This window comes from Bradyrhizobium sp. WBAH42, from assembly GCF_024585265.1.
Classification (GTDB): Bacteria; Pseudomonadota; Alphaproteobacteria; order Rhizobiales; family Xanthobacteraceae; genus Bradyrhizobium.
In genome coordinates this window covers 1,062,320-1,088,100 of the sequence record NZ_CP036533.1, presented here as the reverse complement: position 1 = coordinate 1,088,100, position 25,781 = coordinate 1,062,320, and the positions used below count along the sequence as shown (strand labels likewise).

General features: G+C 64.6%; 24 protein-coding genes and 1 tRNA gene. 15 read left to right on the top strand and 10 right to left on the bottom strand.

Annotated elements, in window-relative coordinates:
* Positions 1 to 4: 4 nt before the first annotated feature.
* Both DCG74_RS05150 and panE read left to right on the top strand, forming a co-directional pair.
* The gene (locus DCG74_RS05150) at positions 5 to 613 is read left to right on the top strand and encodes a 2-hydroxychromene-2-carboxylate isomerase (protein WP_172787857.1); all 609 of its coding nucleotides are present in this window, start codon (positions 5 to 7) and stop codon (positions 611 to 613) included.
* A gap of 120 nt (positions 614 to 733) precedes the next feature.
* Entirely contained in the window at positions 734 to 1,657 is a 924-nt protein-coding gene (panE, locus tag DCG74_RS05145) for a 2-dehydropantoate 2-reductase (protein ID WP_172787856.1), read from the top strand.
* A gap of 209 nt (positions 1,658 to 1,866) precedes the next feature.
* On the opposite strand, the gene DCG74_RS05140 is transcribed toward panE, so the two are convergent.
* The 4 genes from DCG74_RS05140 to DCG74_RS05125 all read right to left on the bottom strand — a co-directional run bounded on the left by DCG74_RS05140 (position 1,867) and on the right by DCG74_RS05125 (position 5,449).
* On the bottom strand, positions 1,867 to 2,460 hold the full coding sequence (locus DCG74_RS05140) for a cytochrome c (RefSeq protein WP_172787855.1): 594 nt from the start codon (positions 2,458 to 2,460) through the stop codon (positions 1,867 to 1,869).
* Positions 2,461 to 2,652: 192 nt separating this feature from the next.
* Positions 2,653 to 3,927: a sorbosone dehydrogenase family protein gene (locus tag DCG74_RS05135; protein ID WP_172787854.1), complete on the bottom strand. Its 1,275-nt coding sequence runs from the start codon at positions 3,925 to 3,927 to the stop codon at positions 2,653 to 2,655.
* 384 nt (positions 3,928 to 4,311) lie between these two features.
* Positions 4,312 to 5,298, bottom strand: coding sequence for an NAD(P)-dependent oxidoreductase (locus tag DCG74_RS05130; protein WP_172787853.1), 987 nt, complete (start codon positions 5,296 to 5,298; stop codon positions 4,312 to 4,314).
* A gap of 76 nt (positions 5,299 to 5,374) precedes the next feature.
* A tRNA-Gly gene (locus DCG74_RS05125) sits at positions 5,375 to 5,449 on the bottom strand.
* Between the two features lie 273 nt (positions 5,450 to 5,722).
* Here DCG74_RS05125 and trxA point away from each other — a divergent pair.
* Positions 5,723 to 6,646, top strand: a complete 924-nt coding sequence (gene trxA, locus DCG74_RS05120) for a thioredoxin (RefSeq protein WP_172787852.1) — start codon at positions 5,723 to 5,725, stop codon at positions 6,644 to 6,646.
* 85 nt (positions 6,647 to 6,731) lie between these two features.
* Positions 6,732 to 7,409: an LON peptidase substrate-binding domain-containing protein gene (locus DCG74_RS05115; protein WP_172787851.1), complete on the top strand. Its 678-nt coding sequence runs from the start codon at positions 6,732 to 6,734 to the stop codon at positions 7,407 to 7,409.
* A gap of 137 nt (positions 7,410 to 7,546) precedes the next feature.
* On the opposite strand, the gene DCG74_RS05110 is transcribed toward DCG74_RS05115, so the two are convergent.
* From DCG74_RS05110 to DCG74_RS05095, 4 genes are all read right to left on the bottom strand, one after another.
* Entirely contained in the window at positions 7,547 to 10,048 is a 2,502-nt protein-coding gene (locus tag DCG74_RS05110; RefSeq protein WP_172787850.1) for an EAL domain-containing protein, read from the bottom strand.
* Positions 10,049 to 10,236: 188 nt separating this feature from the next.
* On the bottom strand, positions 10,237 to 10,830 hold the full coding sequence (locus DCG74_RS05105; RefSeq protein ID WP_172787849.1) for a cytochrome b/b6 domain-containing protein: 594 nt from the start codon (positions 10,828 to 10,830) through the stop codon (positions 10,237 to 10,239).
* Positions 10,831 to 10,892: 62 nt separating this feature from the next.
* On the bottom strand, positions 10,893 to 11,171 hold the full coding sequence (locus DCG74_RS05100; RefSeq protein ID WP_025033089.1) for a PepSY domain-containing protein: 279 nt from the start codon (positions 11,169 to 11,171) through the stop codon (positions 10,893 to 10,895).
* A gap of 223 nt (positions 11,172 to 11,394) precedes the next feature.
* Complete coding sequence (locus tag DCG74_RS05095; RefSeq protein WP_172787848.1) at positions 11,395 to 11,745, bottom strand: hypothetical protein; 351 nt, start codon at positions 11,743 to 11,745, stop codon at positions 11,395 to 11,397.
* 90 nt (positions 11,746 to 11,835) lie between these two features.
* Between DCG74_RS05095 and DCG74_RS05090 the strand changes: the two genes are divergently transcribed.
* The gene (locus DCG74_RS05090) at positions 11,836 to 12,366 is read left to right on the top strand and encodes a TetR/AcrR family transcriptional regulator (RefSeq protein WP_172787847.1); all 531 of its coding nucleotides are present in this window, start codon (positions 11,836 to 11,838) and stop codon (positions 12,364 to 12,366) included.
* Between the two features lie 119 nt (positions 12,367 to 12,485).
* Positions 12,486 to 12,683: a Trm112 family protein gene (locus DCG74_RS05085; RefSeq protein WP_027535355.1), complete on the top strand. Its 198-nt coding sequence runs from the start codon at positions 12,486 to 12,488 to the stop codon at positions 12,681 to 12,683.
* 198 nt (positions 12,684 to 12,881) lie between these two features.
* Here DCG74_RS05085 and DCG74_RS05080 read toward each other — a convergent pair whose 3' ends face one another.
* Complete coding sequence (locus tag DCG74_RS05080) at positions 12,882 to 14,102, bottom strand: ubiquinone biosynthesis hydroxylase (RefSeq protein WP_172787846.1); 1,221 nt, start codon at positions 14,100 to 14,102, stop codon at positions 12,882 to 12,884.
* A 149-nt stretch (positions 14,103 to 14,251) separates the two neighbouring features.
* Between DCG74_RS05080 and tesB the strand changes: the two genes are divergently transcribed.
* Complete coding sequence (gene tesB / locus DCG74_RS05075; RefSeq protein WP_172787845.1) at positions 14,252 to 15,115, top strand: acyl-CoA thioesterase II; 864 nt, start codon at positions 14,252 to 14,254, stop codon at positions 15,113 to 15,115.
* A gap of 40 nt (positions 15,116 to 15,155) precedes the next feature.
* Here tesB and DCG74_RS05070 read toward each other — a convergent pair whose 3' ends face one another.
* Positions 15,156 to 16,043: a DUF4339 domain-containing protein gene (locus DCG74_RS05070; RefSeq protein WP_172787844.1), complete on the bottom strand. Its 888-nt coding sequence runs from the start codon at positions 16,041 to 16,043 to the stop codon at positions 15,156 to 15,158.
* 260 nt (positions 16,044 to 16,303) lie between these two features.
* Between DCG74_RS05070 and DCG74_RS05065 the strand changes: the two genes are divergently transcribed.
* The 8 genes from DCG74_RS05065 to DCG74_RS05030 all read left to right on the top strand — a co-directional run bounded on the left by DCG74_RS05065 (position 16,304) and on the right by DCG74_RS05030 (position 25,670).
* Positions 16,304 to 16,642, top strand: coding sequence for a P-II family nitrogen regulator (locus DCG74_RS05065; protein WP_008142802.1), 339 nt, complete (start codon positions 16,304 to 16,306; stop codon positions 16,640 to 16,642).
* Positions 16,643 to 16,776: 134 nt separating this feature from the next.
* Positions 16,777 to 18,078 carry an ammonium transporter gene (locus DCG74_RS05060; RefSeq protein ID WP_172787843.1) on the top strand — a complete coding sequence of 434 codons (1,302 nt, stop codon included), beginning with the start codon at positions 16,777 to 16,779 and terminating at the stop codon, positions 18,076 to 18,078.
* Between the two features lie 310 nt (positions 18,079 to 18,388).
* A complete protein-coding gene (locus DCG74_RS05055; RefSeq protein ID WP_008142813.1) occupies positions 18,389 to 18,727 on the top strand; it encodes a P-II family nitrogen regulator in 339 nt (112 codons plus the stop codon).
* Positions 18,728 to 18,764: 37 nt separating this feature from the next.
* Positions 18,765 to 20,213 (top strand): ammonium transporter, encoded by a 1,449-nt coding sequence (locus tag DCG74_RS05050; protein WP_172787842.1) that lies wholly within the window; start codon positions 18,765 to 18,767, stop codon positions 20,211 to 20,213.
* 204 nt (positions 20,214 to 20,417) lie between these two features.
* A complete protein-coding gene (locus DCG74_RS05045) occupies positions 20,418 to 20,822 on the top strand; it encodes a GFA family protein (RefSeq protein ID WP_172787841.1) in 405 nt (134 codons plus the stop codon).
* A gap of 232 nt (positions 20,823 to 21,054) precedes the next feature.
* Complete coding sequence (locus tag DCG74_RS05040; protein WP_172787840.1) at positions 21,055 to 22,269, top strand: aminotransferase class I/II-fold pyridoxal phosphate-dependent enzyme; 1,215 nt, start codon at positions 21,055 to 21,057, stop codon at positions 22,267 to 22,269.
* Between the two features lie 9 nt (positions 22,270 to 22,278).
* A complete protein-coding gene (locus DCG74_RS05035) occupies positions 22,279 to 24,759 on the top strand; it encodes a DNA translocase FtsK (protein ID WP_172787839.1) in 2,481 nt (826 codons plus the stop codon).
* A gap of 152 nt (positions 24,760 to 24,911) precedes the next feature.
* Positions 24,912 to 25,670 carry an outer membrane lipoprotein carrier protein LolA gene (locus tag DCG74_RS05030; protein ID WP_172787899.1) on the top strand — a complete coding sequence of 253 codons (759 nt, stop codon included), beginning with the start codon at positions 24,912 to 24,914 and terminating at the stop codon, positions 25,668 to 25,670.
* Positions 25,671 to 25,781: the final 111 nt, after the last annotated feature.

Genomic DNA, 25,781 nt, shown 5'->3' with positions numbered 1-25,781 from the left:
GATCTTGACCCGCACCGCCCCGCAATTCCTGTTCGATTTCGGTAGCCCCAACGCCTATCTCAGCCATCTGGCGATACCGGCCATCGAACAGCGGATCGGCGTCAAGTTCGAATATGTGCCGATCCTGCTCGGCGGCATCTTCAAGTCGACCAACAACAAGTCGCCGGCCGAGACGCTCGCCGGCATCAAGAACAAGCGCGAGTTCCAGCAGATCGAGACCGAGCGCTTCATCAAGCGCTTCCATGTCCAGCCCTATGTCTGGAATCCGCACTTTCCCGTCAACACGCTGAATTTGATGCGCGCGGCGATCGCGGCGCAGCTCGAGGGAGTCTTCGAAAAATATGTCGAGGCCGCCTTCCACCACATGTGGCGCGAGCCGAAGAAGATGGACGATCCCGAGATCGCGGCGAAGGCGCTGACCTCATCCGGCCTCGATGCGCAAAAGTTGTTTGCCCGCAGCCAGGAACCCGAGGTCAAGGGCAGACTGATCAAGAATACCGAGGAGGCGGTCGCCCGCGGCGCCTTCGGCTCGCCGACCTTCTTCGTCGGCAATGAAATGTTCTTCGGCAAGGAGCAGCTGCGCGAGGTCGAGGAGATGGTGAAGGGCGAGTAGTCAATGGCGAATGGCGAGTAGTGGAAACGTTACTCGCGTTTCGTCATCTGCTATCCTATTCGCTAGTCCCTATTCGCCATTCGCCATTGTCCGAAGAACAACAATAACGGAGCTTGTCTCATGCGTATCCTCGTGGTCGGCGCCGGCGCCATCGGCGGCTATTTTGGTGGCAGGCTGTTGCAGGCCGGCCGCGACGTCACCTTCCTGGTCCGGCCGCGCCGCGCCGGCGAACTCGCGAGCGCCGGCCTTGTCATCAAGAGCCCGAACGGCGATGTGACCCTGAAGAACCCGCCGACCGTTCAGGCCGACGCGATCAAGGACAAGTTCGACGTCGTGCTGCTCAGCTGCAAGGCGTTCGACCTCGACGATGCCATCAACTCGTTCGCCCCGGCGGTGGGGCCCAACACGGCGATCATCCCGATGCTCAATGGCATGAAGCATCTCGACACGCTGGATGCCAGGTTCGGCAAGGAGCGCGTGCTCGGCGGCCTCTGTGCCATCGCGGCGACGCTGAACGAAAAGCGCGAGGTGGTGCAGCTCCAGCCGATGCAGTCGATCACTTACGGCGAGCGCGACGGCACGATGTCGGACCGGGTGAAGGCGATCGACGAGGCCTTCAGGAGCGGCATCAATGGCGCCAGCGCAAGCCAGAACATCATGCAGGACATGTGGGAGAAGTGGGTGTTCCTGTCTTCGCTCGCGGCAAGCACCAGCCTGATGCGGACGTCCGTCGGCAATATCCTCGCCGCGCCCGGCGGCCGGGATTTCCTCCTCGGCATGCTGGATGAGACCAGCTCGGTCGCTGCTGCAGCGGGCTACCCGCCGGGCGGGCCGTTCTTCGAGCGCGTCAAAGGCAATCTCACCACCGAGGGCTCGCCGCTGACGGCGTCGATGTTCCGCGACATCAAGGCGGGCCTGCCTGTCGAAGCCGATCACGTCATCGGCGACCTCATCGCGCGCGCCGACGCCGCCAAGGTGCCAGTGCCGAAGCTGCGCATCGCGTATACGCATCTGAAGGCGTATGAGAGGCAGCGGGCGGGGTAGGGCGTCATACACCACCGTCGTCCCGGGGCGCGCGCAGCGCGAGCTATGATGCGCAATTGCGCATCTGAGGATCCATAACCACAGGGAGTGGTTATGGGGCGAGGTGGTCACCACGAGTCTTCGTCAAACTTGATTCTGTGGTTATGGGTCCCGGGCTCGCGCTGCGCGCGCCCCGGGACGGCAGCTGAGTTTATGGCGACAGCTCCGCGCTACCGAAAATGCGCGAGATAGTGCGAGACGGCGGTGATCTCCTCGTCGCTCATGTGATAGGCGACGTCGGCCATCGCGGCGACGCCGCCGCCGACACGCTGGCCGGCTTTGTAGTCATGCAGCGCCTTGACGAGATATTCCTCGCGCTGGCCGGCGAGCCGCGCCACCGCCTTGGTGCCGGCATAGCTGTCCGTATGGCATGAAGCGCAGCGGCGGCCGGCGGCAACCTGCGCGCCCTTTTTCGACAAGTCGGGATCCCCGTCCTCGGCTCCCTTCGGCGGCGTCAGCGTGGCGAAGTAGGCACCGAAATTGCGGATGTCCTCGTTGGTGATCTCTTCGACGATCGGCTGCATCTGGTCGTTCTTGCGCGAGCCGGCGCGAAAGAACACGAGCTGCCATTGCAGGAATTGATCGGGCTGGCCGGCGAGCGAGGGGATGTTCTCGGTCTGCGAAATGCCGTTCTCACCGTGGCAGCCGGCGCAGGCGGCGGCCTTCTCCTTGATCGCGGCATTGTCGGCGGCCTCGGCTGGGATGAAGGCGATCAATGCGAGCGATAGCGCGCCGATTGCGGACCAAGAGAGCTGACGGCGCATGATTGGAGATCCGTTCTGTACTGCGTCATTCCAGGGCGCGTCACTTGGCGCGTGCCCGAATCCATAATCCGCGTTCGTGGTTATGGGTTCCGGACTTGCGCGCAAGTGGCGCGCAGTCCGGAACGACAGCGTGAGGCTTCAAAATGAAGGAGGCTGCGGCCGTTACCCGGTCGCAGCCTCTCCGTCAGGTAGCTACTTCTTGCTGTAGCTGATGCGATAGATCGCGCCGGCCCAATCGTCGGCAACGAGGATCGATCCGTCCTTGGCAAGGATGATGTCGTTGGGACGGCCGAGATAGCCCTGGTCGCCCTCGAGCCAGCCAGAAGCGAAGATCTCCTGCTTCGGGTTTTTGCCGTCGGGCCCGACGATCACGCGCACGATGCGCGCGCCCTGGTACTTGTGGCGATTCCAGGAGCCGTGCTCGGCGATCAGGATGTTGTTCTTGTAGTCGGCGGGGAACTGGTCGCCGGTGTAGAACTTCATGCCGAGCGGCGCGACATGGGCACCGAGATTCAGCACGGGCGGCGTGAACTCGGAGCATTTGTGGCCCATCGCGAACTTGTCGTCGGGAAGATTGCCCTGATGGCAATAGGGATAGCCGAAATGCTCGCCGATCCTGTTGATCATGTTCAGCTTGTCCGAGGGCAGATCATCGCTGATCCAGTCGCGGGCATTCTCGGTGAACCAGAGCTTGCCGGTGCGCGGGTCGACGTCGGCGCCGACCGAGTTGCGGACGCCGAGCGCCCAGATTTCGGCGTTGCCGGTCTTGGGATCGACGCGCCGGATCTGCGACACGCTGGTCGGCGGAATGCCGATGTTGAAGGGCGGTCCGAACGGCAGGAAGAACCAGCCTTCCTTGTCGACCGCGATGTATTTCCAGCCATGCGCGGCGTAGGAGGGCATGTCGTCATAGACCACCTTGCCTTCGCCGAGATTGTCGAGCTTGTTTTCGGCATCGTCGTAGCGGATCAGCTTGTCGACCGCGATGACATAGAGCGCGCCATCCTTGAAGGCGAGACCGGTGGGCATGTTCAGGCCCTTGAGGACGGTCTTGACCTCCTTCTTTCCGTTGTTGTCCTTGATGGCATAGACGTTGCCGAGACCGAACGAGCCGACGAACAACGTGCCCTTGTCACCCCAGGCCATCTGCCGCGCGGCCAGCACGCCCGAGGCGTAGACTTCGATCTTGAAGCCCGACGGCAGCTTGATCTTCTTGACGATGTTGGCGAGCTCGGCGTCGGAGGCGCCGGTCGGCGGGCCCGAGGGCGGCGCGAGTCCCTTCTGCGCCTCGGTCTCGTCGCCGAGGAACCAATCGTCCGGCGGATGGGTCCAGAATTCCTTGGTGCCGGATTCGTATTTCTTCAGCGGCTTGTTCTTGTCCTGTTGTTGCGCGTTGCCGGCACCGGTCCCCGCGAGAAGGGCCACGGCCGCAAGCGCCAACACGGATCGGTGGAACATCGATATCATCGCATCACTCCCCTAAGGCAGCCGTCAGGGCTGCGCGTTATTTTGTTTTGCTAGTCGAGAGGCGAAGTTTTGAGCCCGTCGGGACGACAGACGCAAAAAGGTTAGCACATCTGCCCATCGTGAGAAGCGCGCCGGATGCAGCGCGGCTGCGCTCATCAAAAATTGAGACGGAATGTGAATGAACGGATGAACGCTGCGACGACCGCGTTCCCGCTGCAACGCGGAATCAAGCGCGCACGCGCATCGTCGTCAGGCGCTCCGCCGGGGTGGGCATACAAAAGCGCGAAAACAACCCCATGCACCGTAGAATCGACGCAAGTTGATCCGCACCCGGTGACGCCGGACAGTCATTTGAAGCGTCGAGCAAAATAGCAATTGCGGCGCTTACGAGGCGACGGGGTAGGGTCCGTCGTCAAACAGCGTGTCGTGATAGCCTTTCGATCCGACCTCGCGTGCCAGCGTGCTGCGGACATCGCGACCATCGCGCAGGCCGCGCAGCACATGCGCGAAGTCGAATTCGGGCCGCCAGCCGAGCTCCCGCCGCGCGCGCTCGTTGACATAGACCCGGTCGATCGCGGGGAGGAGTCGCCAGCCGCGCGCTGCATAGAGCTGCGAACACTCCGGATAGAGCTCGCGCACGACAGCGGCGGCATCGCGCGCCAGCGATCCGAGATGACGTTGCTCGAACGGGCTCGTCGCCGAGACGATGTAGCGGGCGAAGCCGATGCCGGGCGCGCGCTCGACGGCGAGCAGATGCGCGCTCACCGCGTCCGCGATATCCAGCCGGCGATAGAGCAGCTCATTGGCCTGCGCGTTCTCCAGCGCGTAGGCCGACCGCATCGCCGGATCGTCGTCGTCCTCCGGAAAGAAGCGCGAGGTCCGCAAGGTAACGACGGGCAGGGCGCGCTCGCGAAAGAACAGCTCGCAGAGGTTCTCGGCCATCAGCTTGGTCGTGCCGTAGATGTTCTTCGGCACCGAGGGCAGCTCCTCGGTGACCCACACCGCGGCCTGTCCCGCCTCGGGCCGCAGCTGCGAGCCGAACGCGCTGGTGGTGCTGGTGAAGACGAAACTCTTCACGCCGGCCGCGACTGCCGCTTCGAGCAGGTTCAGCGTGCCTGACACGTTGGTGTCGACAAAGTCCTGCTTGGAATGGGTCGCCACATGCGGCTTGTGCAGCGTCGCGGTGTGGATCACGGCAGTGACGCCGTTCATCTGCTCCCGTACGAAGGCGGGATCGACGATCGAGCCGACCGCGTCGGTGAAGGGGGAGGGCTTGAGATCGATGCCGCGCGCAGGCGACCCGCGCCCGCGGAGGGTCCTGACGATCGCCTCCCCAAGATGACCCGCGCTGCCGGTGACCAGAATTGTCATGTGGGACTCGAAACAGCCGCCAGTCGCGCGGAAAACCGCGGCCCGATCCGGTTCGGCTGGATGCTTTGGAGAAAATTGGAGCGGGCGAAGGGGCTCGAACCCTCGACCCCGACCTTGGCAAGGTCGTGCTCTACCACTGAGCTACACCCGCATCCTGTGTCGGTCGCGTGACGCGCCGGCAACGGCTGTCGTATGCCAAAAGCGGGAGGGGAATGCAACAGCTACCGGCGGCATCAATTCGCATTTGAGGGCCCCATATGGACCCCCGAAGCTGGCCGAATCGACCGGAAACGCCCCAGAACCGGCGAATAGGGGGGCCTGGATTGAAATTCGGCCCATTCGGCCCAATTTAGGAGCCGACCACAAGCATATGACGCGGCGGCGTGCTAAAGAGCCGCCATTCCAGACATGACGAGGGAATCCCGTGACGATCATCGACCAGGGTAACGGAGCGGCGGGCCCGGCTGCGGCCGACCTGATCAAGGACACCACCACCCAGACCTTCGTGAAGGATGTCATCGAGGAATCGAAGCGCCAGCCCGTGCTGATCGATTTCTGGGCGGAATGGTGCGGCCCCTGCAAGCAGCTCACCCCCGTCCTGGAGAAGGCGGTGAAGGCGGCCAAGGGCAAGGTCAAGCTGGTCAAGATGAACATCGACCACCATCCGGCGATCCCGGGCCAGATGGGCATCCAGTCGATCCCGGCCGTGATCGCCTTCGTCAACGGCCAGCCGGCCGACGGCTTCATGGGCGCGGTGCCGGAGAGCCAGGTCAACGCCTTCATCGAGCGGCTGACCAAGGGCGTCACCGCGCCGGGCGAGGTCAACGTCGCCGAGATCGTGCAGGAGGCCGACGCGGTGCTCGCCGAGGGCGACGCGGCGGCGGCCGCGCAGATCTATGCCGAGGCGCTGCAGCATGATTCGACCAACATCGCGGCGCTTGCGGGCCTCGCGAAGTGCTACGCCGTCTCCGGCGCGATGGAGCAGGCCAAGCAGACGCTGGCCATGGTGCCGGAATCCAAGCGCAACGACCCGGCCGTGAAGGCCGTGCAGACCGCGATCGATCTCGCCGAGCAGGCGAAATCGCTCGGGCCGGTCGCCGAGCTGGAACAGAAAGTCGCCGCAAATCCGCTCGATCATCAGGCCCGTTTCGACCTTGCCACCGCGCTCAACGCCCAAGGCAACCGCGCGGCGGCGACCGAGCAGCTGCTCGAGATCGTCAAGCGCGACCGCAAATGGAACGACGATGGCGCCCGCAAGCAGCTGGTGCAGTTCTTCGAGGCCTGGGGCGGCACGGATGATGCAACCGTCGAAGGCCGCAAACGTTTGTCGACGATCCTGTTTTCGTAACGGCCTTTTTTGAGCATGATCTGTTCGGAACACCGCTCCACACTTTTCCGGATCATGCGCTAGCAACGCCAGTGGGACCGGGCAGATGCCGATCAACATCGAATATCGCGGGCCCGCCGACCTCCCGGAGATCATCCCGGTCTTTCCGCTGCCGGGCGCGCTGCTGCTGCCCCGCGGCCAGATGCCGCTCAACATCTTCGAGCCGCGCTACCTCGCGATGGTCGACGATTCCTTCCGCGACGGGCATCGCCTGATCGGCATGATCCAGCCCGACGTTGCGCATTCGCGGAAGGATTCCGACAAGCCGGCGCTGTTCCGCGTCGGGTGCGTCGGCCGCATCACCCAGCTCGCCGAATCCGGCGACGGCCGCTACATCCTCGAGCTCACCGGCGTTTCGCGCTTCAAGGTGGTCGAGGAGCTCGAGGTGCTCACCCCCTATCGGCAGTGCAAGGTGGACTTCTTCGCCTTCGTCGACGACTTCACCGCGCGCATGGGCGAGGAGGAGGTCGACCGCGAGGCGCTGCTGGCGGTGCTGGCGGACTTCCTGAAGGCCAACAATCTCAAGGTCGACTGGGAAGGCGTCGAGAGCGCGCCCAACGAGGCGCTGGTCAATGCGCTGGCGATGATGTCGCCCTATGGCCCCGCGGAGAAGCAGGCGATGCTGGAGGCGCCCGACCTGAAGACCCGCGCCGAGATCCTGATCGCCGTCACCGAGATGGACCTCGCCAAGAAGCGCACCAGCGGCGATCCGCCGCTGCAGTGATGGTCCCGCGCGACCTAAAGCGCGAAGCGATCAGGATGAATCCTCATCGCGCTTTGGGTTTTTTGTTTGAGCATGATCTTTTCGGAAAACCGCTACGCACTTTGCGCTGGCGCGGCCCTTCGGGTCCGGATCATGCTCTAAGCGGCAAACTCGCCCGCCTCGGCCTTTCGGTCCACCAGCCGCGCGATCGTCGAGGCCCGCATCGGCGGGCTGAGATAGAAGCCCTGCGCCTCGATGCAGCCCTCTTGGCGCAGGATGTCCAGCTGCTCGGCGGTTTCGACACCTTCGGCGGTGGACGTCTTGCCGAGGCTCGTGGCGAATTGGACCACGGCCCGCGCGATCCGATGAGGCTCCTCCATCGGACTGGACAGCTCGCTGACGAAGCTGCGATCGATCTTGATCTTGTCGAACGGAAACTTCTGTAGAAAGCTGAGCGACGAATAGCCGGTGCCGAAATCGTCGAGGGCAATCCGCACCCCGAGCTCGCGCAGCTGGCTGAGTGCTGCGAATACGGTCCCGCTGTCGTGCATGATGACGGTTTCGGTGACCTCGAGCTCGAGCCGGTCTGACGCAATCCCCGAAGCCGCCAATGCGCCCACGATCGTCGACACGAGCTCCCTGCTCCTGAATTGCGCTGGAGACAGGTTGACCGCGATCTTCAGGTCGGAACGCCATTTTGCCGCTTCGGCGCAGGCGGTTCTCAAAACCCATTCCCCCAGCGGCAGGATCAAGCCGGTTTCCTCTGCGACGGGAATGAATTCGCCTGGCGAGACCAGACCGCGCTCGGGGTGATGCCAACGCAGCAACGCCTCGAAGCCGCAGGTCTCGCCGCTGTTCAAATTGACGAACGGCTGGTAGTGGAGCTCGAATTCGCTTCTCGCAAGCGCCTTCCGCAGATCCCGCTCCAGGTTGCGGCGCGCACGCAGGAGCTGGTCCAGCTCCGGCTCGAAGAAGCGGAATGCGCCACGTCCGGCGCTCTTCGCCGAGTAGAGGGCCAGATCCGCGCTCCTGAGGATCGTGTCGGAATCGGCGCCGTCCTGGGGTGCAAGGGCGATGCCGATGCTGGTCCCCACGATGACCTGATGATCGCCGAGATCGAACGGCGCGCTGAGCGCGGCATGAATCGCCTCGGCGAGAGAGGCCGCGTCCGCGGCCGGATTGGTCACGTAATCGACGATTGCGAATTCGTCGCCGCCCAATCGGGCGACGAACGTCGTCTCCCTGACGCAATCCAGCAGGCGCGTGGCCACCGACCGCAGCAGCAGGTCACCCGCCGGATGTCCGAGCGTGTCGTTGACCTCCTTGAAGCGGTCGAGATCGAGCAAGAGAACCGCCAAATGGAGGTTTCCGCCACGCGTATCGGCAAGAGCGGGCTCCAGACGCGCCTTGAGCAGCACGCGGTTCGGCAGCTCCGTCAGCGCATCATGTTGCGCCATGTAGGTGATCTTGGCTTCGGACCGGCGTTGCTCGGTGACATCCAGGTGCGTGGCCACCCAGCCGCCGCCGGCCATCGGCTGCCGCGTCACGCAGATCAGCCGGCCATCGGCGAACGCGTCGATGCGGCTCGACACGGCATGGATCGGCAGTGCATCGAGCTTGGCGATCTGCCGTTCGGCGGCGAAATCGCTGGCCTCGCCTTCGAGTATGCCGCTGGTGACGCGATGTCTGATGATATCGCGGTGCGGAGTTCCCGCGCGCAGCAATTCCGACGGCAGCCGGTACAGCCGGGCGTAACGCTCGTTGCAGATGACGAGCCGCTTCTCGGCGTCGAACATGCAAAGGCCCTCGACCATGTGGTTGATGGCCGTGTCCAGCCTCAGCTTCTGTTCCTTGAGGTCGTTCTGCGACCCTTCGAGCTGCTGCCGTGCGATGGAAAGCTGGCTGATGATCTCCTCGAACCTGGCGGTTCTGGTCGCCAGACGACGATCGGCAAGCACGCCGATCAGGCTCATCCCCAGCACGGACAATGCGACACCGGCGATGGCGAGCGCGAGGAAGGCCGGAGAAAGCGAAAGCGTATCGGTCGCGCGCGCCGGATCCGGTGTGATCTGCACGGCGCCCATGGCCGTGAAGTGATGCGAGACGATGGCGAGCGTCAGCAGGACGGCCGCGGCGAGCGTGCCCCGATAACCCTGGCGGGTGAGCGCGACCGCCAGCGCAGCGTAGCCGAGGCACATGCCCAGAACGATGGAGAGGAGGACGAGGTCGACGGACCAGGAGACTCGGCCCGGCACTTCAAGAGCCCACATCCCGATATAGTGCATGCTGGCAATGCCGCCGCCGATGATGATGCCGCCAGCCGCCGCGCGCCAGCGGCCGGACGTGACGACCGCGACGCCGAAGCCGACCGAGGTCAGCAGCATTGCCGCTGCGAGAGAGGACGCGGTCAACACGATGCCGTAGCCCGTCGTGACGCCGGGCTCGTAGGCGAGCATCGCGACGAAATGCGTGGCCCAGATGCCGTATCCGATGGCCGCGCCGGCAATGGCGATCCAGATCCACCGGGTTCTCGCGCGCGTCGCGATCGCGCGGTGAAAGATGCTGACCGCGACGATGCTGGCAACGAAGCAGACCAGGGCAGCGAGTACGACGAGCCGCCAATCGTGCTCGGTCGTAAGGCAGGAGAAAACGCGGAACATCCAGTCTCGCCTCATCGTCGATATTGTCGATGCTGGACGGGCTAATCGCCATTCGCGTTAATTTTGTGCCGCGCCTGATTGCACGCTTAGCGGCATGCTAACGTCGTCCGTAAAATTTGATCTGTCGGGCTAACGCGCTTCGCGCTTGTCGCGCGGGGAAACCGCTATGCGCGTTTCCGGCTCATGCTCTAAAGGTGGCCGCGGATGCGCTTGCGTCCGGTGATCATTGCGCGGATCAGGTTCTCGCGCTGCAGGATTCCCATCAGCATCACGCCAACGACGTGGAGCACGACCAGAACGATGACGGCATCCGATGAATAATGGTGAGCGTCTTCGACCCACCACACGCCGAAGAACGTGACGGTCACCGACATCGCTCCCGTGATGGTCGAAACGGCGAGCGAGGCCAGCAGCGCGACCAGCATCAGCGTGCCGGCGGGATTGAGCCCGATGTAGCGGCCGGTGATGCCGCGGCGCAGATTCCAGAGATAGCGGGGCGAAGCGCGCAGCCGGACGCCGACCATGCGGAAGCGCGAATAGCGGCTTCCCCAGACGCCCCAGACCAGGCGAAACGCGAGAAGCCCCAGCACGGTATAGCCGACCATGCGGTGAAGGCCGTCATAGACGGTCGGCGTGAACCACGCGGCCAGAACGCCGGCCGCGAGAGCCCAGTGCCAGAGGCGCAGCGGCAGGTCCCAGACAGCGATCGTCCGCGGCGCGGCTCGCTCGGCGGGGGTCCGATCGGACACCCCGCGAGCTTCTGGCATCGCTTCTTCAATCAAGCAAAGACCATCCTCGAGCCCTGCTTTGCGCAGAACGCGTCGCGCAGCCGACCTATAGCAACCTACTTGGCGATCGTGTGCTTCAGGCTGAGATCTTCGGGGCTGTAGAACAGCTCGTAGAGCTTGCCTTCCTTGACGCCGTAGACCTCGTAGCAGGAGCCTTCGACCTTGGAGCGCCGCACCTCATAGCCAAGTGCCTTGGCCTTGGCTTCGGCTTCGCTGGCCGGCTTCCACGACGCCTTGTCGAGCTTGGTGCAATTCTTGAAACCGTCGGCCATGGCCGTCGATCCCGCGCCAATCCCGATCGTCAGTGCAATGGCAACAACTCGAATGACCTTCACGAACTTCTCCTCTCTGTCGTGGGCGCTGCGCGGAGCCGCGGAGCACACCGAAGGAAGCAAAGAGGGGGGTGAAGTCAACAATGAGGGGCTTGGTCCGCTTTAGATAAGTTCTATTGTAGAGTTTAGACTGGTTCTAACATGAGCCACAATGTGAGGGCTTCCTGCGGAGAATGCGGATCTTGGGCCACCGCTGCGGCCTTACGCCTCATCGGTGGAAGCGCAGCTAGTACCCGGCAACCGACATCACGACGACCGCACTGAGCGCCATCCACCCGAAATGCCGGCCGCGCGTCGCCCAGGCGTTGGCGAGGGCGGAAAGGCCGAGCACACAGGCCATGGTGGCGACGATCCAGTGGCGAGCCGGCTCCGATTGCATCCACGGCACCGCAATCAGCAGCATGCCACCGCCGATCCAGGCTACGGTCGAGGTCTGCCACACCAGCCGGATCAGGGTGCGGAGCCGCTCCGGCTCGATGCGCACGCGGGCGAAGACCTTGGCCTCGCCGAGGTAGCCGTGGATGAGGGCCGAGGCGATGGTCACGACGCCGGCGCACTGGAGCAGCAGATCACGCATCAACGCCTCCATACACTGATGTATGGATCGATAGCGCCTGGCCAGTCGCCTGTCAATACACTAGTGTATGGTACGATCCCGGGAAGTGACATGAACCAACAGCTCTCCGCCGACGACTGGACCAGCGAGGGCCTCAAGGCACTGGCCAGAAGCGGCTTCACGGCGCTGAAGGCCGATCCGCTCGCCAAGGCCATGGGGGTGTCGCGCGGCAGCTTCTATTGGCATTTCGCCGATCTGGCCGCGTTTCACGCCGCGGTGCTGAAGCGCTGGCGCGAGATCGCGGCCGAGCAGATCATCGCCGACGTCGAAGCGGCCAGCGACGAGCCGCTCAGGATGCTGCTGCGGAGATCCTTCGGCGCGCGGCTCGACCTCGAGCGCGCCGTGCGCAATTGGGCGGCGTTCGATGCGAGCGCGCAAGGGGCGGTGCGCGCAATCGACCGCCGCAGGCTCGACTACATCGAAGAGCTGCTGCAAAAGCGTGGGCAGGCCCCGGCAACGGCGGTGGCCCGCGCGCAGATCCTGTACTGGACATTTCTCGGTTTCGCCCTGTCGGGCCCGTCAATCACGGCCACGCGGCTGCAGGCCATGCTCGACGAGCTCCTGGCGATGGTCTGCGCCTAAAGCATGATCCGGAAAGTGCGAAGCGGTTTTCCGGAAAGATCATGCGTAAACAACAACCTGAGGCCGTGATGGCGGGTGCGAATTTCTATGGTAAAGGCAGGCGAGTGCCGGAGACTCCCATGAACGCGCCCACCGAACGTCCCGAACCCAGCGTCGATCCAAAACTGCTGGAGATCCTGGTCTGCCCGCTGACCAAGGGCCCGCTGGAATTCGATTCCGCAAAGCAGGAGCTGATCTCGCGCAGCGCCAAGCTCGCTTATCCGATCCGGGACGGCATCCCGATCATGCTGCCGGAAGAGGCGCGCAAGATCGATTGAGGGGATGGCCGTATCGCACGACGGCCATGCAACACTCTCGCTGTCGTCCCGGGGCGCGAAGCGAGCCCGGGACCCATAACCACAGGGAGTGGTTATGACGCGAGCTGGTAACTCCGGGTCTTCGCCAAACTACATCCTGTGGCTATGGATCCCGGGCTCGCGCTACGCGCGCCCCGGGATGTACAGGAGAGGTTGCGGCTACAACACCTCGCCCTTCAACAGCCGCGGCACCTCGCCGGTGAGGCCGGCGGCCTGGCGGATGAAGAGGTTCTTCAGCGGCGGGGCGCGGTCGACGAGGCCGAGGCCGATGTCGCGCACCGTGCGCAACAGCGTCGACTGGTTGGAGAACAGGAAATTCAGCGAGTTGGTGGCGACGCCCATCGCCATCGTGTCGAAGCGGCGCCAGCGCTGGTAGCGTTCGAGCACGTCCGCCCCGCCGATATCCATGCCCAGCCGCGCGGCATCGACCACCACTTCCGCGAGCGCGGCGACGTCCTTCAGGCCCATGTTGAGGCCCTGACCCGCGATCGGATGGATGACATGGGCAGCATCGCCGACCAGCGCGAGGCGCTCGGCGATGAAGGACCGCGCGACGAAATAAGACAGCGGAAAGGCCCGCGGCTTGTCGAGCACCTTGACCTCGCCGAGATGCAGGCCGAAGCGCTGCTCGAGCTCCGCATGGAATTCCTCGTCGCTGAGGGCGATGATGCGCGCGGCCTCCGTGCGGCGCTCGGTCCACACCAGCGAGGAGCGTTTGCCGGTGAGCGGCAGGATCGCGAAGGGACCTGCCGGCAGAAAGTGTTCTTCGGCGCGGCCCTCATGATCGCGCTCATGGCCGACGGTGACGACGATGCCGGATTGGTCGTACTCCCAGCCATGGGTGGCGATGCCGGCGCGCTCGCGCAATTTCGAGCGCGCGCCATCGGCGGCGACCAAGAGGCTCGCCGCGATCACGCTGCCGTCGCCGAGCGTCACGTCGATGCCGTCGGAGCGCGCATCGTAAGACGCGACCGGGGTGGCGCGGAGATCGATGCCTTCGGCCTCCGCACGCACCACCAGCGCATCGATCAGCCGACGGTTCTCGACCATATGCGCGAAGGGCTCGCCCGGCGCGACGTCGCCGGCAAAGTTCAGGAACACCGGACGGGTGGCGTCCTCCAGTTTGGAATCGGTGACGACCATGTCGAGGATCGGCTGGGCCTCGCCCCGCACGTCGTCCCAGGCCCCGATCGTCTCGAACAGGCGGCGGCAGGCGGCGACGATCGCAGTGGCGCGTGGGTCGCGGCTCGGCCGCGTGCCGAGCGCGGGATCGGCGACGACGACGGGGATCTCGGGCCCCAGCCCCTGGCGCAGCGCCAAGGCCAGCGCGAGGCCGGCAAACGCGCCGCCACCAATGACAATGCTACCCTGTACCGACATACCAAGCTTCCCGGTCAATTCTCGGTCTTGCTAGCAGACTTGAGCTGGGCGAAACAGTGCGGTGAAACGAGGGCAGCTAGCCCCATTGTGTCATTCCGGGGCGTGACGAAGTCGCGAGCCCGGAATGACGACTTCAGAGAGCTGTGTTCATGTCCAAAGGCCTGATCGACCTGATCGCGATCCTCGACCTCGAGCAGCTCGAGGTGAACCTGTTCCGCGGCAACAGCCCGAAGACGAGCTGGCAGCGGGTGTTCGGCGGCCAGGTGATCGGGCAGGCGATGGTCGCGGCCTGCCGCACCGTCGAGGGCCGGCTGCCGCATTCGCTGCATTGTTACTTCATCCTGCCGGGCGATCCGCAGATCCCGATCATCTACCAGGTCGAGCGTCTGCGCGACGGCAAGAGCTACTCGACCCGCCGCGTCACCGCGATCCAGCACGGCAACGCGATCTTCTCGATCATGGTGTCCTTCCACGCCGAGGAGGAGACTGCGTTCGACCACCAGGACAAGATGCCTGATGTGCCGCCGCCGGAAAAGCTGACGGCGGAGGAGGTGGCAAAGCAGCCGATGTTCAAGGAGATGCCGGACTTCATCCGCCGCTACTACGAATCCGATCGGCCGATCGAGCTGCGTCCGGTCGAGCTCGGCCGCTATTTCGGCCAGAAGATCGACGACGGCCGCATCCACGTCTGGATCAGGACCGCCGCGAAGCTGCCTGACGATCCGGCGCTGCACATGTGCGCGCTCGCCTATGCCTCGGACTTCTCGCTGCTCGATGCGATCATGGCGCGCTATGGCCGCACGCTGTTCGACAAGCGCATGATGCCGGCGAGTCTCGACCACGCGATGTGGTTTCACCGCCCGTTCCGTGCCGACGAATGGCTGCTCTATGCGCAGGATTCGCCGAGCGCGCAATCCGGCCGCGGCCTGACCCGCGGCTCGATCTTCAAGCCGGACGGCACGCTGGTCGCCTCCGTCGCGCAGGAAGGCTCGGTGCGCGAGCGGAAGACCTGATCGCTGCAAGCGCGACGAGTAGCGCTTGAAGCCTTTCAGATCAGGCCCCGAGCGAGCCGCGCGGCGCGAGCTCGGTCTGCGAGGCGAACCAGTTCATGATCCAGCGATACACCCACGGGATCGGGATGATGAGACTGCACAGGAGCGCAGCCACGATGCCGCGCCAGAGAATGTCGAGACCCGAGCCCTTGAAAACGATCTCGCGCCGCGTGCCCTCGATGCTGCGGCAGAACCAGCGCATCTGGGCCGCGGCCACCCAGGCCCAGCCGATGATGGTGATGATGGAAATCGCGAACAGCAGATTCCAGCCGACATAGGCCCAGACCGAACCGGTGAAGCTCAAGCCCAGCGGCTGCCCGTTGGAGGCGAGGTTCGCGATCATCCATTTGATCAGCAGCCAGTAGAGCACGATCTGGACGATGAACAGCAGATTGCTCAGCAATTGGCTGCCGACGAAGCCGAGCGCGATGGCCAGGACGATGAAGCCGAAAAACCAGGGCACCAGCGTCATCGCGCTGCCGGTGAAGCTGAGATTGGGGCGCCCGGGGACCTTGATGCAGGGCACGATCCATTTCGTGTACCAGACGAACAGCCACGGCACCGGGATGATGAAGCACGAGCCGATCGCGAGCACGAGCGTGCGCCAGGTGAAGTCCCAGATGCCGAAATCGACGGCGAGTGATCCGCCGCGCACTGCGCCGCCATAACCACCGCCACCCATCACCGGGGGCCCGCCGCCTGGGACCATCGGCGGCGCGCCGCCGCCAATCAGGCCGGGAATTTCGGCGGCCTTCTGCCAGCCGGCCATGCCCTCGGTCCACACCAGCGTGTCCGGGCGCACCACGCCCTGGGCGACGAGATCGCGGAATTGCCCTTCCGGAAAGGGCCCCTGCTGCTTGCCCTCGGATGCGTAGAACCAACTCGCCATGGAACGTCCCCCTCGAACTTACGTATGTACCGGCCGGGACGCTTTGGTTCACGCCTGGGTTCACCGCATCCATGCCAAAAATGCATTGTGAAGGATGAACAGCTGCCCTGTACAGAGGCGGCCGTTCACATGACCACCCTTGGCCAAACGTTTTTCCGCTTCAATCTGCAACTTTTTTGTGCCATTTGCCCGGAAAGATGCCAGATTGACGCAGCGCCGGGGACATACGGCGCGGCGCATCCCGGGGAATAGGCCAGACCATGAAACTCGTCGTCGCGATCATCAAACCCTTCAAGCTCGATGAGGTCCGCCAGGCCCTGACGGCAATCGGCGTGCACGGCATGACCGTGACCGAGGTGAAGGGCTATGGCCGGCAGAAGGGCCACACCGAGATCTATCGCGGCGCCGAATATGTCGTGAACTTCCTGCCGAAGCTGCGCATCGAGATCGCGGTCGCCTCCGACGTCGCCGACAAGGCGGTCGCCGTGATCACCGCGACGGCGCGCACCGGGCAGATCGGCGACGGCAAGATCTTCGTCACGCCGATCGACCACGCGCTGCGCATCCGCACCGGCGAGACCGACAGCGACGCGCTCTGACTTTTTGTTTTGACGCGTTTTCTTCACGCGAACCGGTATCCACTTCGCTCGAAAACGCTCTGACACGACTGCTTCGATCGCACCGGGCAACGACGCCACAGCGTGCGACGCCAATTGATGCCGGGGGGAATGACATGGCGGGATTGTTGCGCCGCGCAGCTGCTATGGCTGCGCCAATCGGATTTGTATCCGTCGTAGCTTCGCCGGCGCACGCGGCGGCCAATGAGATCAACACCGCCGACACGGCCTGGATGATCGTCGCGACCGCGCTGGTGCTGATGATGACGATCCCCGGGCTCGCGCTGTTCTATTCCGGCATGGTGCGCAAGAAGAACGTGCTCGCCACCATGGCGCAGAGCCTCGCCGCGGTGACGCTGATCTCCATTCTCTGGGTGGCGTTCGGCTATTCGCTGTGCTTCGTCGGCGACGGCCCCTGGATCGGCACGCTCGATCGCTGGTTTCTCGCCGGCATGACCTTGGACAGCGTCAACCCTGCGGCCAAGACGATCCCGGAAGCGCTGTTCATGCTGTACCAGATGACATTTGCCATCATCACGGTGGCGCTGGTCGCAGGCTCGGTCGCCGACCGCATGCGGTTCTCGGCGTATCTCCTGTTTTCCGTCGCCTGGTTCATCTTCGTCTACATTCCGCTGGCGCACTGGGTGTGGGGCGGCGGCTTCCTCAATAGCATGGGCGTGCTCGATTTCGCCGGCGGTCTCGTCGTGCATCTGTCGGCCGGCACCGGCGGCCTCGTTGCGGCCAAGGTGATGGGACGCCGTCACGGCTACGGCACCGAGAATCTCTCGCCGTTCGATCTGTCGCTCGCGGTGATGGGCACCGGCCTGTTGTGGGTCGGCTGGTTCGGCTTCAACGGCGGCTCGGCGGGCGCGGCCAATTCGCGCGCAGTGATGGCGATCATCGCGACCCATCTTGCCGCCTGCGCGGGCGCGCTGACCTGGGGCGCGATCGAGTGGTCGACGCGGCGCAAGCCCTCGGTGCTCGGCATGATCTCCGGCGCGGTCGCAGGTCTCGGCACCATCACGCCGGCCTCCGGCTTCGTCGCGCCATGGCACGGCATCGTCATCGGCATCATTGCCGGTGCGGTCTGCTACTGGGCCTGTACCTGGCTGAAGCACCGCTTCGACTACGACGATTCGCTCGACGTCTTCGGTGTCCACGGCATCGGCGGCCTGACCGGGACCCTGCTCGGCGGCGTGTTCGCCACCAGCGCCATCGGCGGCACCGCCGGCCTGCTGGAGGGCCATCCGCAGCAGCTCCTGATCCAGTTTTACGGCGTCGCCGTCACCTTCGTCTGGTCGGCGGGCGTCAGCTTCATCCTGCTCAAGCTGGTCGGCCTGTTCGTGCCGTTGCGCGTATCCCGTGAGCACGAGCTCGAGGGACTGGATATTTCGCAGCACGGTGAAGCCCTGCAATAGGCCCTGCTGCTACGTAATTACCTTCCTGCTGCCCGACACGTGAGCAACATTGTGTCGGGAGGCTGTCCTGCCCTCGTTTTGAGCAGGTGTGATCACCTTTTAAGCGCGACGTAATGGCGCACTGCATTGCAATACCCCTCAAACGCGAAAACGCCCGTCTTCATAATCCGTTAGGCAACACGCCTGATCTGGCACGGCATTTGATTCTAGGGGTCCCGGCTGTGCCCGCGTAGTGAAACTTCTCCCTCGTGGCGAACCAGTCGAGAACGCCCGGCCACGTCCGGACCGGGCCCAAGCGGGGATAGGACCCATGAAAATTGTTATGGCGATCATCAAGCCATTCAAGCTTGAAGAAGTCCGTGACGCCCTGACCGCCATCGGCGTTCACGGTCTCACGGTGACGGAAGTCAAGGGGTATGGCCGCCAGAAGGGCCATACGGAAATCTATCGCGGCGCTGAATATGCCGTGAGCTTCCTGCCCAAGATCAAGATCGAGGTCGCTGTCGCCTCCGACCAGGTCGACAAGACCATCGACGCCATCACGTCCGCCGCGAAAACCGGACAGATCGGCGACGGCAAGATCTTCGTCATCAACCTCGACCACGCCGTGCGCATCCGCACCGGCGAGGCCGATGCCGCGGCCCTCTGATTTCGCGCTCAACCTTATCCAAGCAGGAGTAAATAATATGACGTTCAAGCGTCCCCATGGCGCGGGATTGGCGGCTCTCGCAGTCGGCCTGTTCGCTGCGACCGCAGCCTACGCCGAGCCAACGGTCAACAAGGGAGACAACGCCTGGATGCTGACATCGACAGTGCTCGTGCTGTTGATGACGATCCCCGGCCTCGCACTGTTCTACGGCGGTCTCGTCCGTTCCAAGAACATGCTCTCGGTCCTGATGCAGGTGTTCTACACCGTCTGCGTCGTCACCGTGATCTGGGCCGTGTACGGCTACAGCCTCGCCTTCACCGGCGGCTCCGACTTCATCGGCGGCTTCTCCAAGGCCTTCATGATGGGCGTCACCACCGATTCGAAGGCCGCGACCTTCTCGGTCGACGCCAACATCTCGGAGCTCATCTACATGTGCTTCCAGATGACCTTCGCGGCGATCACTCCCGCCCTCATCGTCGGCGCCTTCGCCGAGCGCATGAAGTTCTCGGCGATCGCGCTCTTCATTCCGCTCTGGGTCACGCTGATCTACTTCCCGATCGCGCACATGGTCTGGTACTGGCCCGGCCCGGACATGATCCAGGACGCTGCCAAGGCGCTCGCTGCGGCGGGTGATGCGGCGGCGAAGACCGCGGCACAGGCCAAGCTCGACGAGATCAACGCCGACGCCGGCTGGATCTTCAAGATGGGCGCCATCGACTTCGCGGGCGGCACCGTGGTGCACATCAACGCCGGCATCGCAGGCCTCGTCGGCGCTCTCCTGATCGGCAAGCGCGTCGGCTACGGCAAGGAGCTGATGGCTCCGCACTCGCTGACCATGTCGATGATCGGCGCCTCGCTGCTCTGGGTCGGCTGGTTCGGCTTCAACGCCGGCTCCAACCTCGAAGCCAGCGGCGGCGCTGCGCTCGCCATGACCAACTCCTTCGTCGCCACCGCGGCCGCTGCGCTGTCGTGGATGTTCGCGGAGTGGATCATCAAGGGCCATCCCTCCGTGCTGGGCGTCATCTCCGGCGCGGTCGCGGGCCTCGTGGCCGTCACGCCTGCCGCTGGCTTCGCCGGCGTCATGGGCGCGATCGTCCTCGGCCTCGTGGTCGGCGTGGTCTGCCTGTTCTTCTGCACCGTCGTGAAGAACGCGCTCGGCTACGATGACTCGCTCGACGTGTTCGGCGTGCACTGCATCGGCGGCATCGTCGGCGCCATCGGCACCGGCATTCTCGTCAACCCCGCCCTCGGCGGCGCAGGCATCGTCGACTACACCGCGATCCCGCCGAAGGTCGCCGACTACGACTTCGCGGTTCAGGTGCTCGCTCAGCTCAAGGCTGTCGCCACCACGCTGGTGTGGTCGGGCGTCGGTTCGGCGATCCTCTACAAGGTGGTCGATGTGATCGTTGGCCTCCGCGCCAATGTCGAGAGCGAGCGTGAAGGGCTCGATATCACCGAGCACACCGAGCGCGCCTACAACATGTAACCCTCTCCTCCCGGACGCGGTCTCTTCGGAGACCGCGTCCACAACTACGGTTCGGGCACATACCCGGCAATGCCCTGACCGTTGAGGGGCTCCGGCGCAAGCTGGAGCCCCTTTCTTTTGACCGGGGCGTTGAAGAAAAGGATTGCCATTCCGCGCGGGCGGCGCAGAAATATCGACCACAAAGATAACAAACGGGAGGTCGTCATGCGTTTGGAAGGCGGATGCTATTGCGGCGAGGTGCGCTACGTGGCCGAGGGCGATGCGATGATGCAGGCGCAGTGTCATTGCCGCGAATGCCAGTACATCTCGGGCGGCGCGCCCAACACCTTCATCGCGATGCCGGCGGCCGGCTTCACCTACATCACCGGTCAACCCAAGCAGTTCCGGCGCAAGGACCTCGAACGCCCCGTCACGCGCGAATTCTGCGCCGAGTGCGGCACGCATCTCGTGACCAAGGTTCCGGGGCTGCCCGCCGCGATCCTGAAGGTCGGCACGCTCGACGAGCCGGCGCAGTTCCAGCCGCAGATGGCGATCTACACCTGCGACATGCAGGAATTCCACACGATCCCCGAGGGCATGAAGACGTTCGAGAAGCTGCCGGGGCGCTGAAGCCGCGATGACGGTGCGCTCCCTCTCTCGCAAGCCAAGCGGGAGAGGTGGGGGAACCTGCCCGCCTGGTCGCTCCCATCCTGTTGTTGTCCGGCCCGATTATTCCCGCTCTGGACGCGGGCGGCGGCCGATGGTTAATCGCGTCTTAACCTCGCCCTATCTATGGTGAACTGAACCGCTTCCCGCCGGCGCCTTGGTGCGACCGGCCGTTCCAAGAGTACTGGCGCCCAGAATGGTCATGACCGCTTCATCCCGTGCGCCGCAGGCCAGTGGAAGCTCCGATTCCGAACGCTCGCCCTTCGTCCGGCTGAACGAGCTCTTGGCCCCGCATCAGCCGGGCAAGCCTTTGATTTCGCTTGCGGTTGGCGAGCCCCAGCATCCCGTGCCCGATTTCGTCGGGCCGGTGCTGGCCAAGCACATCGCCGATTTCGGCCGTTACCCGATGAACCAGGGCACCGAGCCGTTCCGCAACGCCGCCGGCGCCTGGCTGTCATCGCGCTTCAAGCTGCCGCGGTCGCTCGACCCCAAAACCGAGATTCTCGTCCTCAATGGCAGCCGCGAGGGGCTGTTCCTCGCCGCGATCGCGGCCGCCCGCTATGTCGGCCCGCGTCCGGGCAAGCCTGCGATCCTGATGCCGAACCCGTTCTATCCGGTCTACGGCGCAGGCGCTCTTGCGGCCGCTTGCGAGCCGATCCATCTGCCGACGACCGTCGAGAACGGCTTCCTGCCCGATCTCGACGCCATCGACGAAGCGACGCTGGCGCGCACGGTGGCGTTCTACCTGGCTTCGCCCGCCAATCCGCAGGGCTCGGTCGCGAAGCCCGATTATTTCAAGCGCTTGAAGCAGCTCGCCGACCGCTATGGCTTCGTAATCCTCAGCGACGAGTGCTATTCCGAGATCTACACCCGCGAGGCTCCCGGCAGCGCGCTGGAATGCGCCGGTCCCGACTTCACGCGCGTGGTTGCATTCCAGTCGCTGTCCAAGCGCTCCAACCTGCCGGGCCTGCGCGTCGGCTTCGCCGCCGGCGACAAGAAATTGATCGGCATGTTCCTCGAGCTGCGCAACATCGCAGCACCCCAGGTGCCGGTGCCGCTCCAGCATGTCGCGACTGTCGCCTATGGCGACGAGGCGCATGTCGAGGAGAACCGGCGGCTGTACCGGATCAAGTTCGATCTCGCCGACCAGATCATCGGCAATCGTTACGGCTATCGCCGGCCCGATGCCGGCTTCTGCGTCTGGCTCAACACCTCCGAGATCGGCGACGACGTGTCGGTGACGCTCAAGCTGTTCAGGGAAGCCGGCGTGCGCGTGGTGCCCGGCAGCTTCCTGGCGCGACGGCAGCCTGACGGATTCAATCCCGGCGCAGGCTATATCCGCCTTGCGCTGGTGCAGGACGGCGAGACCACGGCGCAGGCGCTGCACCGGCTGGTCGAGACTCTGGGTTAGGCGGGGCCCGTGAGCATGTCGGCAATCGAACGTGTCATTCCTCTGGTCGGCCATCTGCCGCCCTCGATCCGCGAGGGGCTGGCGCGGCGCGTGCGCGAGCTCACCGGCCTCGGCCTGATCGCGCTGGCGGGCGTCGCCGCCGCGGCGCTGATGACGTGGTCGGTGCAGGATCCCAGCCTCAGCCACGCGACCTCGCGGCCGATCCGCAACATCCTCGGCTATGCCGGTGCGATCGGCGCCGATCTCGCGATGCAGATCCTGGGGCTCGGCGCGATCATGCTGGTGCTGACCGTTGCGGTCTGGGGCTGGCGCATGATGACGCATCGCCCGTTCGATCGCGAGGCGTTGCGGCTCGGCTCCTGGGTTCTCTGCACGGTGATCGCGGCAGGCTTCGTCAGTTGCTTTCAGCACGGCGGCGCCTGGCCGCTGCCGACCGGCCTCGGCGGGGTGGTCGGCGATGCCCTGGTGCGCGCGCCCGCGGTGATCTTCGGGCCGGCCGGCACGATCTATCGCATCGTGCTGGGCACGATCCTGTTCGCCGCGATGACCGCGACTTTCCTAATCGCCTGCGGCCTCGGCGCACGCGAGCATGACGACGAGCTCGCGGAGATCGAGGAAGACGACAAGCCGCTCGACCAAGACGAGGAGAGCGATCGCGGCTCGGTCTCGCTGGGCTGGCTATTCCATGCGCTGATGAGCACCAAGGCGCGGCTGATCTGGTTGCTAGGCGCTGCCTACCGCTCGCTGGTCTCGAGCGGTCCGAAGACCAAGGCTGTCGCCTTCAGCCGCCAGGAGCCCAATCTCGGCGGCGGCCGCTCAGCGCCGTCTATCTCGCCGCAGTCTCACGACGAGGACGACGAGGACGAGCACGAAGAGGACGTGGAAGACGAGGAGGAGGAAGAGGAGGAGCCCGCCGTGCGCGCCCCGAAGAAGAAGGCTGCGCCGAAGGCCGCTTCCAAGAAATCCTCCGACAAGTTCGATCTTCCCTCCGTCTCCATGCTGGCCGCGCCGAAGGCCGGCGATCGCCAGCCGCTCAGCAAAGCCGAGCTGGAGAACAATTCCCGTTCGCTCGAAGGCGTACTGCAGGATTTCGGCGTGCGCGGCGAGATCGTGAAGGCCAATCCCGGCCCCGTTGTCACGCTGTACGAGCTGGAGCCGGCGCCCGGCATCAAGTCCTCGCGCGTGATCGGCCTTGCCGACGACATCGCCCGCTCGATGAGCGCGCTCTCGGCGCGCGTCGCGGTCGTGCCCGGCCGCAACGCCATCGGCATCGAATTGCCGAACGCGCATCGCGAAAAGGTTTACCTGCGCGAATTGCTGGTGGCGAAGGAGGCGACCGATACGGTGGCAAAGCTGCCGCTCTGCCTCGGCAAGACCATCGGTGGCGACCCTGTCATCATCGACCTCGCGCGCACGCCGCACATGCTGATCGCCGGCACCACCGGTTCGGGCAAGTCGGTCGCGATCAACACCATGATCCTCAGCCTCGTCTACAGGCTGCGCCCCGATCAGTGCCGCCTGATCATGGTCGATCCGAAGATGCTCGAGCTCTCCGTCTATGACGGCATTCCCCATCTGCTCACGCCTGTCGTGACCGACCCGAAGAAGGCGGTGGTCGCGCTGAAATGGGCCGTGCGCGAGATGGAGGAGCGCTACAAGAACATGGCCAAGCTCGGTGTGCGCAACATCGACGGCTACAACACGCGCCTGCTCGAATTGAAGGCCAAGGGCGAGGAGCCGACGCGGACCGTGCACACCGGCTTCGACAAGGAAACCGGCAAGGCGATCTACGAGGAAGAGAAGCTCTCGCTCGACCCGCTGCCCTACATCGTCATCATCGTCGACGAAATGGCCGACCTGATGATGGTCGCCGGCAAGGACATCGAAGGCGCGGTGCAGCGTCTCGCGCAGATGGCCCGCGCCGCAGGCCTGCACGTGATCCTGGCGACGCAGCGTCCGTCGGTCGACGTCATCACCGGCACCATCAAGGCGAACTTCCCGACCCGCATCGCCTTCCAGGTCACGTCCAAGATCGACAGCCGCACCATTCTGGGCGAGATGGGCGCCGAGCAGCTGCTCGGCCAGGGCGACATGCTCTACATGGCGGGCGGTGGCCGCATCAGCCGCGTGCACGGACCTTTCGCCTCCGACGAGGAGGTCGAGAAGGTGGTGCGTCACCTCAAGACGCAGGGACAGCCGGAATATCTCGAAGCCGTCACGGCCGAGGAGCCGACCGAGGACGAGGACGGTGCCGTGTTCGACGCCACCGGCATGGGCGGGGATGGCGGCGGCGATCTCTTCCAGCAGGCGGTTGCGATCGTCAAGCGCGACCGCAAGGCCTCGACCAGCTACATCCAGCGTCGTCTGCAGATCGGCTATAACCGCGCCGCATCGTTGATGGAGCGCATGGAACTGGAGGGCATCGTCGGTCCCGCCAACCATGCCGGCAAGCGCGAGATTCTGGTCGAGGAAGAAGACAGCCATATGTGAGGCGAGGAGCCTCTGAACATCATTTCACGCAAATTCGATATCTGCTTTTGCCCGAAATCACGGTAAAAGGGCGCCCAGCCATACAGGACGACGCGTTGATCAGACATCCGGACATTCGATTCACTGCCACCATCGCCGCACGAAGCGCGCGCATGGCCGGCGTGCTTCTCGTCACCGCCGCGATGGTGACCGCCGCGTCGTTCGCGCAGACCGTGCCGGTGCCGAAACCCGCGCCGAAGGGGCGTGACGGTGGCGCGTCCGCCGGCGGGCCGGCCGTCACCGGCGCGACGCAGGCGCCGCCCAATCCGGTGATCCCGGATCCGCGGCGCAACGTGCCGAGCAGCATCTTCCAGACGTTCGACGCCAACCAGAAGGCGCAGGCGGCCAAGGTCAGCGCCTATCTGTCGTCGCTGCAGACATTGGTCGGGAATTTCGTCCAGGTCGGCCCCGACGGCAGCAAGACGCAGGGCGATTTCTACATCCAGAAACCGGGCAAGGTGCGCTTCGAATATGACGCGCCGAGCCCGATCGACATCGTCGCCGACGGATCCTCGCTCGTGGTGCGCGACCGCAAGCTCGCGACCCAGGACGTCTATCCGCTGTCGCAGACGCCGCTGCGTTTCCTGCTCTCCGATCGCATCGACCTGATGAAGGACACCAACGTCGTCAACGTCTCGGCCGACGACGTCTTCGTCAGCGTCACCATCGAGGAGAAGCAGGCCCTGGTCGGCACCAGCCGCCTCCTGCTGATGTTCGGCGCCAAGGACGGCCAGCTCAAGCAGTGGACCGTCACCGATCCGCAGGGCTACGACACCACGATCGCGGTCTACAATCTGGATTCGAGCAAGAGGCTCGACCCCAACATGTTCAAGATCGATTTCACCAATTACAGCACGCCGTCGCCGGGTTGAGCTCCGCTGCCGTAGCCGTAGGGTGGGCAAAGCGAAGCGTGCCCACGATTCTCGGACTTGAAAAGACGGTGGGCACGGCGCTTTGCGCCTTTGCCCACCCTACGAGAGCTT